17 protein-coding genes are annotated in these 14,942 nt (G+C 62.1%); 3 read left to right on the top strand and 14 right to left on the bottom strand.

Going from position 1 to position 14,942, the window contains the following annotated elements; all coding sequences use genetic code 11:
- Nucleotides 1-86: 86 nt before the first annotated feature.
- Genes AB6809_RS03285 through AB6809_RS03255 form a run of 7 tightly spaced genes read right to left on the bottom strand, consistent with a single transcriptional unit; the run spans nt 87 to nt 5,159 of the window.
- Nucleotides 87-830 (bottom strand): SDR family NAD(P)-dependent oxidoreductase, encoded by a 744-nt coding sequence (locus tag AB6809_RS03285; RefSeq protein ID WP_029967137.1) that lies wholly within the window; start codon nt 828-830, stop codon nt 87-89.
- Between the two features lie 32 nt (nt 831-862).
- Complete coding sequence (locus tag AB6809_RS03280; protein ID WP_029967135.1) at nt 863-1,999, bottom strand: amidase; 1,137 nt, start codon at nt 1,997-1,999, stop codon at nt 863-865.
- Nucleotides 1,996-2,511, bottom strand: a complete 516-nt coding sequence (locus tag AB6809_RS03275; RefSeq protein ID WP_029967133.1) for a nuclear transport factor 2 family protein — start codon at nt 2,509-2,511, stop codon at nt 1,996-1,998. The genes AB6809_RS03280 and AB6809_RS03275 overlap by 4 nt, the downstream gene beginning before the upstream one ends.
- A 4-nt stretch (nt 2,512-2,515) precedes the next feature.
- Nucleotides 2,516-2,896 carry a hypothetical protein gene (locus tag AB6809_RS03270; RefSeq protein ID WP_029967131.1) on the bottom strand — a complete coding sequence of 127 codons (381 nt, stop codon included), beginning with the start codon at nt 2,894-2,896 and terminating at the stop codon, nt 2,516-2,518.
- Between the two features lie 53 nt (nt 2,897-2,949).
- A complete protein-coding gene (locus AB6809_RS03265; RefSeq protein WP_029967129.1) occupies nt 2,950-3,324 on the bottom strand; it encodes a tautomerase family protein in 375 nt (124 codons plus the stop codon).
- A gap of 54 nt (nt 3,325-3,378) precedes the next feature.
- On the bottom strand, nt 3,379-3,879 hold the full coding sequence (locus AB6809_RS03260; RefSeq protein WP_029967127.1) for an aromatic-ring-hydroxylating dioxygenase subunit beta: 501 nt from the start codon (nt 3,877-3,879) through the stop codon (nt 3,379-3,381).
- On the bottom strand, nt 3,876-5,159 hold the full coding sequence (locus tag AB6809_RS03255) for a Rieske 2Fe-2S domain-containing protein (RefSeq protein ID WP_029967125.1): 1,284 nt from the start codon (nt 5,157-5,159) through the stop codon (nt 3,876-3,878). The genes AB6809_RS03260 and AB6809_RS03255 overlap by 4 nt, the downstream gene beginning before the upstream one ends.
- Before the next feature lie 155 nt (nt 5,160-5,314).
- Here AB6809_RS03255 and AB6809_RS03250 point away from each other — a divergent pair, with 155 nt between their 5' ends.
- On the top strand, nt 5,315-6,235 hold the full coding sequence (locus AB6809_RS03250) for a LysR family transcriptional regulator (RefSeq protein WP_006047304.1): 921 nt from the start codon (nt 5,315-5,317) through the stop codon (nt 6,233-6,235).
- 18 nt (nt 6,236-6,253) lie between these two features.
- Here AB6809_RS03250 and AB6809_RS03245 read toward each other — a convergent pair whose 3' ends face one another.
- The 7 genes from AB6809_RS03245 to AB6809_RS03215 form a co-directional block, all read right to left on the bottom strand.
- The gene (locus AB6809_RS03245) at nt 6,254-7,222 is read right to left on the bottom strand and encodes a PDR/VanB family oxidoreductase (protein ID WP_029967124.1); all 969 of its coding nucleotides are present in this window, start codon (nt 7,220-7,222) and stop codon (nt 6,254-6,256) included.
- Between the two features lie 40 nt (nt 7,223-7,262).
- Entirely contained in the window at nt 7,263-8,567 is a 1,305-nt protein-coding gene (locus tag AB6809_RS03240; protein WP_006047302.1) for an MFS transporter, read from the bottom strand.
- Between the two features lie 142 nt (nt 8,568-8,709).
- Entirely contained in the window at nt 8,710-9,630 is a 921-nt protein-coding gene (locus AB6809_RS03235) for a LysR family transcriptional regulator (RefSeq protein WP_029967122.1), read from the bottom strand.
- A gap of 48 nt (nt 9,631-9,678) precedes the next feature.
- Complete coding sequence (locus tag AB6809_RS03230; protein ID WP_035569714.1) at nt 9,679-10,368, bottom strand: EthD family reductase; 690 nt, start codon at nt 10,366-10,368, stop codon at nt 9,679-9,681.
- A gap of 2 nt (nt 10,369-10,370) precedes the next feature.
- A complete protein-coding gene (gene hpaC, locus AB6809_RS03225) occupies nt 10,371-10,874 on the bottom strand; it encodes a 4-hydroxyphenylacetate 3-monooxygenase, reductase component (protein ID WP_029967118.1) in 504 nt (167 codons plus the stop codon).
- A gap of 21 nt (nt 10,875-10,895) precedes the next feature.
- Entirely contained in the window at nt 10,896-12,110 is a 1,215-nt protein-coding gene (locus tag AB6809_RS03220; RefSeq protein ID WP_029967116.1) for an acyl-CoA dehydrogenase family protein, read from the bottom strand.
- 32 nt (nt 12,111-12,142) lie between these two features.
- A complete protein-coding gene (locus AB6809_RS03215) occupies nt 12,143-13,501 on the bottom strand; it encodes an MFS transporter (RefSeq protein ID WP_029967114.1) in 1,359 nt (452 codons plus the stop codon).
- A gap of 106 nt (nt 13,502-13,607) precedes the next feature.
- Between AB6809_RS03215 and AB6809_RS03210 the strand changes: the two genes are divergently transcribed.
- Nucleotides 13,608-13,820, top strand: coding sequence for a hypothetical protein (locus AB6809_RS03210; RefSeq protein WP_307260274.1), 213 nt, complete (start codon nt 13,608-13,610; stop codon nt 13,818-13,820).
- Entirely contained in the window at nt 13,792-14,928 is a 1,137-nt protein-coding gene (locus AB6809_RS03205; RefSeq protein ID WP_029967111.1) for a muconate/chloromuconate family cycloisomerase, read from the top strand. The genes AB6809_RS03210 and AB6809_RS03205 overlap by 29 nt, the downstream gene beginning before the upstream one ends.
- The last annotated feature ends 14 nt before the right edge of the window (nt 14,929-14,942 follow it).

The raw sequence follows: 14,942 nt of genomic DNA, 5'->3' as shown, positions 1-14,942 counted from the left end.
TAATTTAGGTCTAGATAGTTTAGATGTCAAGTAAAAGACGTTGCGCGACCAGGCGGCCAGCCCATGATCCACTTAACGCTCAACGCTTAACGCATGAAAAGCCCGCCGTTGATGTCCCAGCAAGCACCGTTGGTGAAATAGGCATCTGGCGATGCCAGCAGCACGGCGACGTCCGCGATATGAGTTGCAGAGCCGAGGCGCCCCACCGGAATGCCTGCGATGATCTTCTCCAGCTTCTCTGCCGGCACCGTTTCGTGAACGATGGCTAAATCGAGCGGACCCGGCGAGATAGCATTGACAGTCACGCCAAGCGGGCCTAAGTCGCGAGCGAAAACTTTCGTGAGCGTGAGAGCGCCGCCTTTTGCCGCGGCGTAATGCGCGCCGGTCGCCGAGCCGCCGTTTTGTCCCGCGAGCGAAGCGATATTCACGATGCGCCCTGCGCCCTTTGTCGCGAAGTGCTGTCCGAAAACCTGGCAGCCGAACAGCACGCTGCGCAGATTCACGTCGATGACCTGATCGAACTGCTCGGCCGTAATGTCCATGACCGGAACGATTTTCGATGCGCCCGCGTTGTTCACGAGCGCATCGATCGCGCCCCAGCGCTCGAGCATCGCATCGCGTGCGGCCTCGAAATCCGCCTTCGATGTGACGTCGAGCCTGATCGCAAACGCACGCGATCCATCGCTGCTCAGTTCGCGCGCGAGCGCTTGAGCGGCGTCGACGGCAATGTCGCCTAACGCGACCCGATACCCGGCATCGAGAAAGCGGCGCGCGACCGCTGCGCCCAATCCTCTCGCAGCGCCTGTAACGAGTACGACTCTACTGGACATAAGCGCGGTTCCTGAATGTGCGTTCGACGCGCTCAGCGCATCAACATGGCTTCGATATGTGCCGCAACCGCGCACACCGTTTCATCTTCGCCCGTGCGACCCACGACCTGCAATCCCGCTTTAAGCGACGACCCGACGATCGGAACCGGCAACGTGAGCGCCGGATGTCCGCTGAGATTGAACGGCCGGATAAGCGACGACATGCCGATCACCGACGTGTCGGCACGCGCGGCTTCGATCGTAATCGGCAGCGCGGGCATTGTCGGGAGGATAAGCACGTCGGCGTGCTCGAGTGCGCGGTCGACCTCGTCGGTGAAGATGTGGCGGATACGTTCGGCCGAATCCAGATCAGCCGCTTTGGTGTTCGCCGCGGCACGCAGACGGGCTTCGATATCCGCGCCGAGCTTCCCGCCGTCGACCAGATGACCGAACGCACGCCATGTCTCCGCGTTGATGACCGCAAGACCTGCCGCGAACGCATCGCGCATGGATGGCAGCCGCACGTCATGCGAGCCAAGTTCGCTGCGTGTCACGGCGGCCGCGATGGCGCGGCTGATTTCGTCATCGGCTTCGACATCGAGCATGGCGATACGCGCGGTTCTTGCGTCACGGCGCGCACGGTCGACTTCAAACGATGGGTCGATGGCGAGCATCACGTCGATAATCGTCGTCATGTCGCGCGCGAAGGGACCGACGCAGTCGAGCGTGGTAACCCGAGGCGACACGCCTTCGCGCGACACGCGCCCGAACGTCGGCTTGAATCCGATCACGCCGCAGCATGCAGCGGGACCGCGCACCGAGCCGCCGGTATCTGTTCCGAGCGCGGCATCGACGAGCCCGAGTCCAACAGCCGACGCGGAACCGCTCGACGAGCCGCCCGGAATGCGCGCCATGTCTTGCGGATTGCGCGGCGTGCCGCTGAAGTCGTTAATGCCGGTCATGCCGAACGCCAGCTCGTGCATGTTCGTTTTGCCCGTGATGCGCCAGCCTGCATCGAGCAGGCGCTGCACAACTTCCGCGTGACGCGAGGCGGGCGGCGTATCGGCGAGCGCGCGGCTTGCAGCGGTTGTTGAGTAGCCGGCAATATCGATGCTGTCCTTGATCGCGATCGTGGGCGCATTCGCGCGCGGTTGCGCGACGAGATCGAACTGTTGCAGGAAAGCGCTCATGCGCACGCTCCTTGAACGGGGTTGACGTGCCAAGGCGCACTGAACAGACGCTCGGTGCGGAAGTGGCGAATCAGCCAGTTATCGTTGTCGCGCGGCGACGGCGTGAAATCCACTTCGAGGCGTGCCGAGATGAGCTCGGCGTTGGCACCGACATAGCCGGAAGCCTGCAACATGACCCAGCGGCCTTTGGCTGTATCGCCGTCTACTTCGATATGCTCGCTCGTCAGAAAATGAACGTTGGTCGCGAAGTGCGGCGTGGGCGGCAGATAGCGTTGCAACATCGCGACGATGTCCGCCGGTCCCTGCAAGCGGCCGAACTTGTTCGCATACTGCGGGCCGATGCCTTCCCACACGGCGTCATCGGTGAATAGTGCCGCGAGTGATTCGTGTTCGAGCGCGCGTGCCGGTACATCGCACAGTGCCATATACCGCGCGATGGTATTGCGCACGGCGTTTTGCGCTTCGAGTGCGTGCAGGCGCGCCTGCAGTCGTTCGAGAGTGATGTCGATCATCGCGTCATATATCTTTGTTGGCGGAGACAGGCGGCGCGGTCAGTGGTCGGCCTACACGCGCTTCGATCTTGCCGTAGCGCCAGAGGTTGTATCGGCCGACAGGCGTCGTGCGATACAGATTGCAGACCGCAACGGCGGTGTCGAAGTCGGCAACATCGGCCATGATGTAGAAGGTCCACGGCGCGCCGTCAGCGTTGCCGGCGACCAGCCTGTCGTCGTCCATCACGCCGAGCACGCGTACATTTTCCATTGCTTCAATCGCGGCGAGCATGGTGCTGTAGGCTTGCCATACTTCACCGATTTCGTCGCGCGGCAGGTCGAAAAAGTTCTGCGTGACGCCGCAGCAAAACAGCACGCGCAACGGTAGTTCTCGAGTGTCGGTCATCATGTTCTTTGAAGTGACAGCGGGTTGGTGAGCCGCGCGCACGCATCGCGTCGCTATCGGCCCAAAGCGCGAGCGGTTTTACCGCCAAGACCGAAATCCGTATTCGGAATGTCTTTGATCATCACGCGTGTGGATTGCAACGGCACGTCAAGCACAGCGGCGCTGGTTTCACAAAGCTGTGCGATCAGCGCTTCTTTCTGCGCGTCGGTGCGGCCCGCGATCAGTATCGCGACGATCACCGGCAACGCGGCTGGCGTGAGCTTGCCGCCCAGCCCGATATTGGACAGCGGCAACTCCGACAATAGAATGCGCACCGATTCGGCGGGCGCGCCGATGGCATCGACGGTAGCCTGCGTGAGGCCATGAATGAGCGATGCCTTGCGGTCGTCGCTGTGACCTTGCGGCAAATAAACTTCGAGTGTCGGCATGATGAAAAGGCGAAAGCGCATCGGCGCGTGCATGTGCCGATGCGCGATTGAACATCAAAGCAGGAAGCCGATCGCGTTCAGCGCTTCCGTCGAATTGATCAGGCGGATGACTTTCTCGACGAGACGCGGCTCGCCGTCGGCCATGCTGATCTTGTGCGTGAGATCGGCCGCGAAGATCGTCGACACGCCGCGCTTGTACGCGATGATGATCTGCGAAGACTTCACTTCAACGAGGTCCGCGCTCTCCGACGACCGCGTGAAGCGCGATACCGTGCGGACCGTGCGCGCCGCATCGGATGCGGATGCCGAGTAGCCCGACGTCATGCGTTGCACGCGCAATTCGCGCATGTGCTGATCGTCGAATGCATAGTTGAGCGTGGATGCGTAGTCGGTCGTATCGGGATCGATCGGCACGACATAAACGCCTTTCGGGTCCCACATCTGCAACCACGCGTGATAGTCGCGCCGGTCGAGAAGCTCGGCTTCGCGCCAGATAAACTCGATCGCGCGTGCAAAGGTCTGGTGCGAGAAAAGTGCGTTGCGCTCGTCCATCATGCTTGCTCCATCATTGCGCGCCATTGGCGGTAGGCTTCGCGCATGCCGGTTTCGTCGGTTGCGTGCGCAGTCTTCTCGCCGTTCGGCGCGGTCGTTTCGCGGTTGAGGCCACGGTTCACGAGAATGGGTACGTCAGGGCCCGCGTACGAGCCGCGCTGCACGCGTTCCCATGCTTCCGCGTCGTCGGGACTGCCGAAGCCAAACGGGCCCTGGAAGTGCTCGTGTATGCGAAGCCGCACGCGGTTCGCTTCTTCGGGGCCGCCGTCCATCGCGAGCGCGACGTGACGAATCTCCGTTTCTTCCGCGGAGATCGGGCGCAGCACGCGGAAGAAAGCCATCGACAACGCGAGGTTCGGGAACAGATTCAGGTTGAAGCCGACGCCCATCAGCGATCGCACAATGCGGCGCACTTCTTCGGGCGTGTGCTTGTGCGCGAGTTGCGCGGCGAGTTCGTTAAAGCGCTCGGGCAACGGCGCGCCGTCGTCCTTATCCAGATCGACGATCTCGGGCACCAGCACCGCGAGGCTGTGACCATTGCCGAGCGAGCGGCAAAACGCGTCTTCGCTCGTCATGAAGCTGGTGATGGCGGCGGCGGTTTCGTCGTCGATCGACTTCATCCACGACTTGTGAACGACGGGGAAGTGATACAGGTCAGTCGTGTTCTCAAGCTGAATCTTCCAGTTGCCCTTGAACTTGAACTTGTGCTCGCCGTTGGCCTTGATCGGATAGCCGGCGCCTTGCTTCATGAAAAGGTCGATCCACGGTTTTGCACCGCCGAGGAAGTCTTCCAGCGATTCGATGTTTTCGTTGAAGCTCGCGAAAATCAAACCCTGGTACACGCCGACGCGCAGCTTCTTGAGCGGCAGATCGCCTTTCTCGCAAACGCCTTCGTAGCCGTCGCCATAGGGCAGCGCGCGCAGTGTGCCGTCGAGCGCATACGACCAGCTGTGATACGGGCACGTAAAGCCTTTTGCATTGCCCTTGTGCTCTTCGCACACGGTCGCGCCGCGATGACGGCAGCGGTTCTGCAGCACATTCACCGCGCCCGTCTTATCGCGTACGACGATGACCGGCTGCCGGCCGATCGTCGTCGTCACGAAGTCGCCTGGCTTTGGCAACTCGCTGTCATGCGCGACCCACACCCACGTCTTGTAGAAAATGCGCTCAAGTTCTTCTTCGAACAGTTGCGGATCGTAGTAAAGCGAAGGCGCGATGCGGTCGGCTTCCGCGCGCTTCGCGAGCGCGCTGGTGTCGATGGTTTGATAGGTCGGCGTACTCATCGTAATCGGGGGGAGGTTGAGTGGCTGAGAGGGGAGAGGCAGCGCGACGTGAGCGCATCGTCTCGTTGACATCAGTCTCGCTTTGCGAAGATCATGCGTCAAATCGATTAAAAACAGGTCGCCCGATAAACGCGGCCGATTTAACGCGAGTCCCCATGACCTCCATCGACCACATCGATTTGAATCTGCTGCGCGTGTTCCAGGCCATCGTGGAGGAACGCAGTCTGACGAAAGCAGGCGAGCGGCTTGCGCTGTCGCAGCCCGCAGTCAGCTACTCGCTCGGACGACTGCGCACGCTTTTCGACGACCCGCTTTTCATTCGCACGAGAGCCGGGATGCAACCGACGCCCGTTGCGCTGGAACTCGCGGACATCGTGGGACGTGCGCTGGATACCGTGCGGCAGGCGCTGCGATACGCCGAGCGTTTCGATCCGGCGACGAGCACGCGCACGTTTCGTCTGTCGCTATCGGATGCAGGCGAAATGGCGTATCTTCCGGCGCTATGTGCCGCGCTCCAGAAAGCCGCGCCGCGCGTCAAGCTGGTGGTCGAGCCGATGCGCGTGGAAGAGATGGAAGAGGCGTTGCGTTCCAGCCGCCTCGACTTCGCGATTGGCAACCTGCCGTTGTTGTTGCCACGCACGAAGCATGGTTTGCTGTTCGAGGAATCGTATGTCTGCATGACGCGCAACCGGCCGGATTTGCCGCGCGGAAATGAGTTGAAGCTCGAGCAGTTCCTGACCGCATCGCATGTGCAGATCAATTCGCTCGAACACAGTCATCATGCGCTCGACGATGCGCTGCGTTCGCAAGGCGTCGGGCGCAATGTCGCGCTCGTGCTGCCGCATTTCGTGGCGGTGCCTGGCGTGCTCGCTGCAACGGATTTACTGGCGACGTTGCCGGAGCGGCTCGCGCATATCCTGAATCGCGGCGACGCTTTCCGTATTTACGCGTTGCCGGTGCATGTGCCGAAAGCGGCTGTCACGATGCACTGGCACGAGCATTTCAACGACGACGAAGGCATTGTCTGGATGCGAGGTCTCATCACCGACATCCTCGCCGGCTTCACGAAGATGTGAGAAGTACAGGTCGCAGAGCTACAGGTCGAGCACCAGCACCGGCGTACGCGAGCGCGATACACAGCAGCAGATCACGCTGTTGCTCGCGCGTTCCGCCTTGCTCAGGCAATGATCTCGATGCTCGGGCTCGCCGCTTATTACGTCGACCATGCAAGTGCCGCACACGCCCTCGCCGCATGATGTGTCTACTTCAATGCCGATCGAAGCGAGGGCATCGACGATGGATGTTTTTTCGTCCACCTTCACGGTCTGACCCGTGCTCGCCAGTTGTACCTGGAAGCTCGCGAGCGAGGTTCCCGTTTCGTTTGCGGGCTCGGCCTTGAACCGTTCGAGATGAATGGCATCGGCGGGCAAGCGCTTTTGCGCGGTGTCGACCACGAGGTCCATGAACGGCGCGGGACCGCATGTGTAGACATGGGCGTCGGGGCCCGCTTCGCTCAGGCAGATGTCGAGTTCGGCGGCAAGCGCGTCGCGCCGCACACCGAAGTGCAATCTCACATGGGAGTCGAACGGCGCGCGCGTGAGCAGCGTCATGAAGGCGGCATGTGCCTCGCTACGCGCGAAGTAGTGCAGCGTGAAGCGCGCGCCGCGTGCAGCGAGGCGATAGGCCATCGAGAGCAACGGCGTAATGCCGATGCCCGCGCCGATCAGGATATGCTCGCTGGCGCTGTCGTTCAGTTGGAACAGATTGCGCGGCGCACCGACTTGCAGTTCAGTGCCGATACTCACTTCCTCATGCAGCGAGCGCGATCCGCCGCGCGACTGCTCTTCTTTTTTAACCGCGAAAACCTGGGACGATACGCATTCGGGATCGCCGCATAACGAATATTGCCGCGTGATTCCCGAGGGACTCGTGACGTCGATATGCGCACCCGGTTCGAAGCGTTCGAAGTCCATGCCGTCGAGGCGCGAGATCTTGAACGAGCGCACGCCGTGCGCTTCTTCAGACAGGGCGTCGACGCGGACCTTGAGGGCTTGAGCTTGCATGATGCTTTCCGATGACAATTTCGAAAACGATGAGTCGAGGTTAGCGCCGCGTCTCATGCGTGAACCTGAGCGTCACGACGGTGACGAGACCCAGACCGATGAGGAATAAGGCGACGGGCCAGTAAGCGTGATACCGCACGAGCAGCGCCGTCGCGATGAGCGGCGACAGCCCGCCCGCGAAGATCGACGCAACCTCATGTCCGAGTGCAACGCCTGAATAGCGCACTTCCGTGCTGAACAATTCGCCGACCAGCGCGGGCAGCGTGCCGATCATCGCGCCGTGGCAGACGGCCGTTCCGAGCACCAGCGCGAGCCAGATCAGCGGTGTCGAATGCGTGTCGAGCAGCCAGAAGAACGGGAACGCCATGACCACGAGCGACACCGCGCCGATCATGTAGACGGGCTTGCGTCCAATGCGGTCGGAGAGCTTGCCCCACAGAAGCATTGCAAACATCTCGATGATCATCGCGAGCATCACACCGGTGAGCATGATCGAGTTGGAGATACCGGCAAACTTTCCGTAGACCAATGAGAACGCGAGAAAAATATAAGCACCGCCGTTCTCCGCGACGCGCAGGCCCATCGCCATGAGAATCTCTTTCGGGTGACGCTTGATGACCTCGATCACCGGCATGTGCGCGGTCTTGCCCGCCTTGTTCGCTTCCTCGAAATCGTGGCTCTCAGGCAGGTTGTGGCGGATGTAGACACCAATCGCGAAGATGGCGATGCTCGCGAGAAACGGCAGACGCCAGCCCCACGAAATGAACTGATCGTGCGGCAACGCTTGAGCGCCGAGAAATGCCGCCGACGAAAGTACGAAGCCGCCGCCCACGCCCAGTTGGCTCCACGCCGCGTAGTAGCCGCGTTTTTCGGGCGGTGCGCTTTCGCTGATCATCAGCACCCCGCCGCCCCACTCGCCGCCCGAGGCAATGCCTTGCAGCAGACGCAGGCCGACCAGCGCGGCGGGCGCCCACAGGCCAACGTGATCGTAGGTCGGCAACAGGCCGATTCCGAACGTCGCGACACCCATGATGAGCAGCGTCCAGACCAGCGACGCGCGACGTCCGTAACGGTCGCCGATATGTCCGAACACGACGCCGCCTAGCGGCCGCGCGACAAAGCCCATCGCAAACGCCGCGAAAGCGCCGAGCGTTCCGACCAGCGGGTCCGCGTTGGCCGGAAAGAACAGTTGCCCGAACACGAGCGCCGCGGCCGTGCCGTAGACGAAAAAGTCATACCACTCCATTGCATTGCCCGCGACGGACGCGACGACGATACGTCTGAGTGCGCGATCCGGCGTCGCTGGAATACGTTCGGCTGCCGAGGAGGATTGAACCGTGGACATGTCTGCTCGCTGGGTAGGTAGGTGGCGCGCGCCTCTCGGGCTTCGCATAGCGGACAGTTTCAAAGCGCCGGATAACTGCGTCAAATCGGCCGAAAAGGGCGGGGAATATCAGCGCGGCAAATAGTCCGGGCGGGCCCGCGCGTCAGGCTTGCGGCTGATGGAACATCGCGAACAGCGCGTCCCGCAGCCATGCAATGCCGGGGTCGGACGCGGACTGCGTATGCGAATGCACCTTGATTTCGATCGGCGGCAAGGAGAACGGCAACGGCAGCACGCGGAACGCCTTGCCGCGATTGAACCGGCGCGCGATGCTCTTCGGAAAGATCACGGCGAGGTCGGTGTTCATCACAATCTCCGGCGCGACGACGAAATGCGGCAGCCGCACGACGACCTCGCGCTTGACGTCGAGTTCGTCGAGCCACTGCTCGACCATGCGGTGCCCGGTCGCGTTGGTGGTCGCATAGACGTAGCGCAGCGCGGCGAGGTCTTCGCGTGTCGGCTTCGTCTTACGCAGTGGATGACCCGCGCGCACCACGCACACATGTTCGTCGACGAACAGCGTCTGGCTCACGCAGCCTGCGTCGAGTCCGGGCACATAGCCGAGCGCCAGGTCGATCTCGCCGGCGCGCATCGCGGCGCTCACCGATTGAACAGGGATATTCGCCACTTCGATGCGAATGCCGCGCGCCTCGCGATCCAGCATCGAAACGAGCGGCGGCAGAAAATAAAACTCCGACATGTCGGACATCGACACGCGAAACACGCGCTGCGCCGTGGCGGGGTCGAACTTCGCGAGCTGCTGTACCGCGTCGTTGATGATCGCGAACGCCTGGGCGAGCGGCGGATAAAGGCGGTAGGCGGCATCGGTGGGCACCATGCCGCCGGGCGTGCGCAGAAACAGCGGGTCTTCGAAAAGATTTCGCAGACGACGCAGCGCGTGGCTCACGGCCGGCTGCGTCAAACCCAGGCGATCACCGGCGGCAGTGAGGCTGCGCAGATCCCAGATCGCAAGGAAAACGCGCAGCAGGTTCAGATCGGCGATGCCGACATGCGGCTTGGTCATGCGCTTCGCTCGCGGACAAAGGGGGCAACGCGCATCTCGCGACGCCGGTCAGTGTGTCCCGAGATTACCGTAGTTGCTGCGCATTGCAAAATGCGGCGTCGCGCCCGTGAAAGGCGGCAGCGCGTGGAAGTCGCGGCGCATCGCGTCGCGAACCGGAGAGGCGAGCGCGGTCGCGAGTGCCGAGGCATCGTCGAATACGACCTTGTTGCGCTGCATCGCGGTGGCTTGGGCAAAGGGCAAGCCGCTTCTGCTGTCGATGCGCGTATAGATCTCCAGCTCACGCAGCGCCGGCAGTTGCAGCATCAATGGCGGGTGATGTTCCAGGTAATGCGAAAGCCACGCGTTGAAGTTGTCGGCGATGCCTTCGTAGGCGACCAGATAGGTGCAGCGCTCGGCGTCGAATCGCGCGGTGCGTTTGTGCGTGCGAACCGCCATGACCTGCTGCGCGAACGATTGCCGGCTCAATGCGTGATGTGCCGCAGCCTGCAACGCGCGATGAATCGCGCCGTCTTCCGCGCAGGCGGCTTCGAGCGGCGCAAGATCGTCGAAGTACCACTGCAGTACGGTCGACGGCGCATCGCTCGAGGCCGCGATGCGCGGGTCGACGTGCTGCGCCAGCGGTTCGTGAACGATGAGCCTGCTCAGACCTTCGACGCCTTCCGCCGCCTTTTGCAGCGCGGCGCCGTCAAGCAGCGGCTGCATGCGCGGCGCGCCGATCACGAAAAGGCAAACTTGCATCGTCATGCGGCCTCGCCTGTGAGCTGGTGGAATCGTCTGCCGAAGTACACGAGGCCGTTGCCTTCGCCGCACAGATCGATATGCTCGATCCGCACGAAGATCACGGAGTGCGAGCCCATCGTTTTGCTGTCGATGATCGTGCCTTCCAGCGTGGCGATTGCATCGTCGAGCACGGGGACCGCAAGGCGGCCCGCGTGCCACGCGCATTGATCGAAGCGCGCTTGCATCGAGCAACCGGTCATGCCCGCGAACACGCGCGCCGGTTCCTGGCCTTGCGCGCCCAACACGTTGATGCATACGCGGCCGTTGCCGTGCAGCACGTCATGCACATAACTCGACTGATTGATGCAGATGAGCATGGTCGGCGGCGAGTCCGTCACCGAGCAGACCGCGCTTGCCGTGATGCCGCATCTGCCGTGCGGACCGTCGGTGGTGATCACGTTGACCGCCGCCGCGAGGCTCGCCATCGCGTTGCGGAACTGGGTGCGTTGTTCGTCGTGCGTCATGGCCATCGCTCCTCTCACGGCTCAGGGATACGGCGTCACAGGCGGAATGCCGACGAAGACGGCTCCCGATGCGTCGTAGGTTCCTTCGCCGAGAAACGCGTGCTGCGTCACGACGATCGAATCGCGCACGAGCCGTTGCATGCGGCTTTCGCGGTAGATCGCACCAACGCCCGCCATCTTGTACGCCTGCATCACGATGTCGGCACACGTATGCGCCGCGTGCGTCGCTGAGAGGCGTAGCAGGTTCGCTTCCGCGGGCAGCACGGGGTCGCCTGCGAGCACGGTGCGCCACGATGCTTCCGCGGCGTCGAAGAAAAACGCGCGGGCGCTGCGCCACTGCGCTTCCGCTTGCGCAAGGCCGGAGCGATAGTAGGCGCGGTCGGCGAGACGCGGCGCGCCCGTGGTGGTCTTCGTCACGCCGGACATGCCCGCCAGCAGGTCGAGCGCCGCGCGCGCGAGGCCGACGTTGACGGCGGCATGCACCTGCGCTTGATAACTGACGGCAGGGTAGCGATACAACGGCTCGTCGATCAGCGCGACGCCGCCACGAACGAAGGTCCATCGCTCGTCGACGTACTTGTCCTTCAGGCGCAAGTCGTGACTGCCGGTGCCCTGCATGCCGACCACGTTCCAGTTCTCGACGATTTCGACTTCGCTTGCAGGAAAAACCGCGGTGAACGGCTTGCCCGCGTTTTTATCGTCAGCGCCGGCGGGAGCGCCGCCGATGCCGACGCCGATCCAGTCCGCGCCCTTGCAACCGCTCGCGAAGCGCCATTGCCCGGACACGCGGTAACCGCCTTCCAGGCGCTCGGCTTTTTGCAGTGGATAAAGCCCGCCGGCAAAGACCTGATCGGGACCGGACGCATAAATTTCCGCCTGCGTTTCAACGGGCAATGACGCGAGATAGGTGTTTGCCGAGCCGAACGCGGCGACCCATGCGGTGGAGCCATCGGCAATGGCGATGCGCTCGAGCATCTCGAGAAAGCGCGGCGGCGGCAGTGCGTCGCCGCCGAAACGCTTCGGCGTACTCGCGCGAAAAATGCCTGCGCGTTTCATCTTGGCGACCATATCGCGCGGCACATGCGAGAGTGCATCGAATTCATCGCGGCGGCGCTCGACCTCGTCGATCAGCGCGTCGAGCGAAAGGGGCGCGGCGTATTCGGGGTAGTCGTTCTGCGAGTCGATAATCGATTCGCTAATCGATCGGCTAATCGATCCGCTATGAAGGGCTTGCATGCGAAGTACCTCTTGGTCAATGAAGTGATGCGTCATTCGGATCGCTGATGCGCGGCGCTGCGCATCGCTTTGGGATAGGTCTCGCGCGCGAGCAGCGTCGCAATCACGGTGACGATGCCCAGGCCGCCGAGATAGATCGCAACCGGCACGGCGCTGCGATAGTGAGCCAGCATCGCGGTCGCGATCATCGGCGAGAGACCGCCGCCGAGTACCGACGACAACTCGCGGCCAATGCCAAGTCCCGAGAAGCGCAGGTGTACCGGCAGCATTTCGCTGATGAAGGCAGGCTGTGCGCCTTCCAGAATGCCCAGCGTGAGGCTGTTCGCCAGCAGCAGCGCGGCGATGACCTTCCAGTATTCGCCCGAGCCCAACAGCGAGAAGTAAGGCCATGCGACCAGCACCATCGCGATAGCGCCCACGAGGTAGACCGGCTTGCGCCCGACTTTGTCGGTGATGTGGCCGGACAGCAGCGAGACCGGGATCATCAGCAGCATGGAGATGGTGAGGCCGCCCAGGATCCAGCTCGACTTGATGCCGAGGAACTGTCCGTATGCAATAGAGAACGCGAAGAAGATGTACGACGCGCCGCCTTCGCCGAAACGCAGGCCGAACACGGTGAGCACTTCACGCGGACATTGCTTGAGGACTTCGATCACCGGCATCCGGCTTGCGTGGCGCGTCGCCTTGACTTCCGCGAAGGCGGCGCTTTCGCCGACCGACCGGCGCATCCACAAGCCGAGGGCGACGAGTGCCGCGCTCGCGACGAACGGTATGCGCCAGCCCCAGCTCTGGAAGTCGCCGGACGGAAGATTCTGGACCAGCAGGAACGCAGCGGTCGACAGCACAAAACCAAGCGCGGCGCCGCATGGGCTCCACGCGGCGAGCGCGCCGCGCCTCGATTGCGGCGCGTTTTCGTGGATGAGCAGAATGCTGCCGCTCCATTCGCCGCCCGCCGCGAGCCCCTGCAAGATGCGCAACAGCACGAGCAGCACCGGCGCTGCGATACCGATCTGGTGATACGTGGGCAACAGGCCCATGAGCATCGTGGCCGAGCCCATCGTGAGAAGCGTGAGCATCATCACGACCTTGCGGCCGTAGCGGTCGCCGATATGGCCGCACAGTACGCCGCCTATCGGCCGTGCGATGAAGCCCACGGTAAAGCCGCCAAATGCAGCGATGGTGCCGGTCAACGGATCGGTGCCGACAGGAAAGAACAGCTTGCCGAAGACGAGCGCCGCAGCAGTGCCGTAAAGGAAAAAGTCGTACCACTCGAGGATCTGCCCAAGCACGGCAGTCGTGACGGCGCGCTGCACGTTGCTCACGCCGCGAGGCGCAGGCCTCGCGGCGAGCGTCGGCGCGCTCAGATCGGGATTCACGGCGTCAGGGTTCATAGTCATTCGGATAACGAAGGTTTTTAACCCGCTTCAAATTGCTCGAAGACGGCGCGGCGCTTTCAATCGACACGGAAACGGCATGCGTCGAACGATATAAGCCGCCATGACACCGGTCAAATTCGAGCCAAAAATGCGCGATATGAATTTGGTGCATGAGCTGTCCGTGAAAACCCTCGGCATTAATAGGCAAATCAGCGATATGGATGCGGCGCGCGATATTGATTTATTTGACCGGCGTTGCGGGCGACCTTACCTTGTGACGCAGCTATCAGTTCACTTCATTGGCCATGACTCAACCGACAATCGAACGTATTGAAACGCGCCTCGTCGACTTGCCGACGATCCGGCCGCACAAGCTGTCAGTCGGCACCATGCACGGCCAGACGCTGATGCTCGTGACGGTCTATTGCAGCGATGGCAGTGTCGGTACTGGCGAAGGGACGACGATTGCCGGCATGGCGTATGGACCTGAAAGCCCGGAGTCGATGAAGCTCGCAATCGACGCATACCTGGGCCCCGCGATGATCGGCAAAGACGCCTCGCGTGTTCAGGCTTTGATGGCGCATTTGAGTAAGCTCGTCAAAGTGAATCACTTCGCCAGGAGCGCCGTCGAAACAGCGTTGCTCGATGCGCATGGACGGCGTCTTGGCGTGCCGGTCAGCGAACTGCTCAGCGGGCGTTGCCGCGATCGTCTGCCGGTTGCATGGACGCTCGCTTCGGGAAGCACCGAAAAGGACATCGTCGAAGCGGAGAAGATGCTCGAATTACGCCGGCACAAGACCTTCAAGTTAAAGATTGGCGCAAGAGATCCCAAGGTGGATATCGAACACGTAGCGCGCATCAAGAAAGCAGTGGGGGACCGCGGCGCAGTGCGCGTCGACGTCAATATGGCGTGGAGCGAGACACAGGCGGCGTGGGCCATTCCTGCACTCGCCGATGCGGGATGCGAACTGGTCGAGCAACCGGTGAACTCCGCGGCAGCGCTGAAGCGGCTAATGCGTCGCTTCCCTGTTGCATTGATGGCCGACGAAGTACTCCAAGGCCCGCAGAGCGCTTTCGACATTGCGAAGAACGAGGGCGCCGATGTATTCGCGATCAAGATAGAACAAAGCGGCGGACTCTTCGCGGCACAGCGTGTCGCTGCTATCGCGGACGCCGCCGGTATAGAGCTTTATGGCGGCACGATGCTCGAAGGCGCGGTCGGCACGATTGCATCGGCGCATCTGTTTGCGAGCATTCCGAATCTGCAATGGGGAACCGAGCTCTTCGGTCCGTTGCTGATTACCGAGGAAATTCTCGTAAAGCCGCTCGATTACAGCGATTTCGAATTGACCGTGCCGGATGGTCCCGGCCTTGGCATCGAACTGGACAAAGACAGGATAAAGCGCTTTACGCGCGATGGCTCCGAGAAGGTCACACAGTAATTCCCTAAAGAGTG

It is taken from the genome of Paraburkholderia sp. RCC_158, from assembly GCF_041355255.1.
Taxonomy (GTDB): domain Bacteria; phylum Pseudomonadota; class Gammaproteobacteria; order Burkholderiales; family Burkholderiaceae; genus Paraburkholderia; species Paraburkholderia graminis.
Note: the sequence above shows the minus strand (reverse complement) of the source record. Positions and strands in the feature narration are given on the sequence as shown.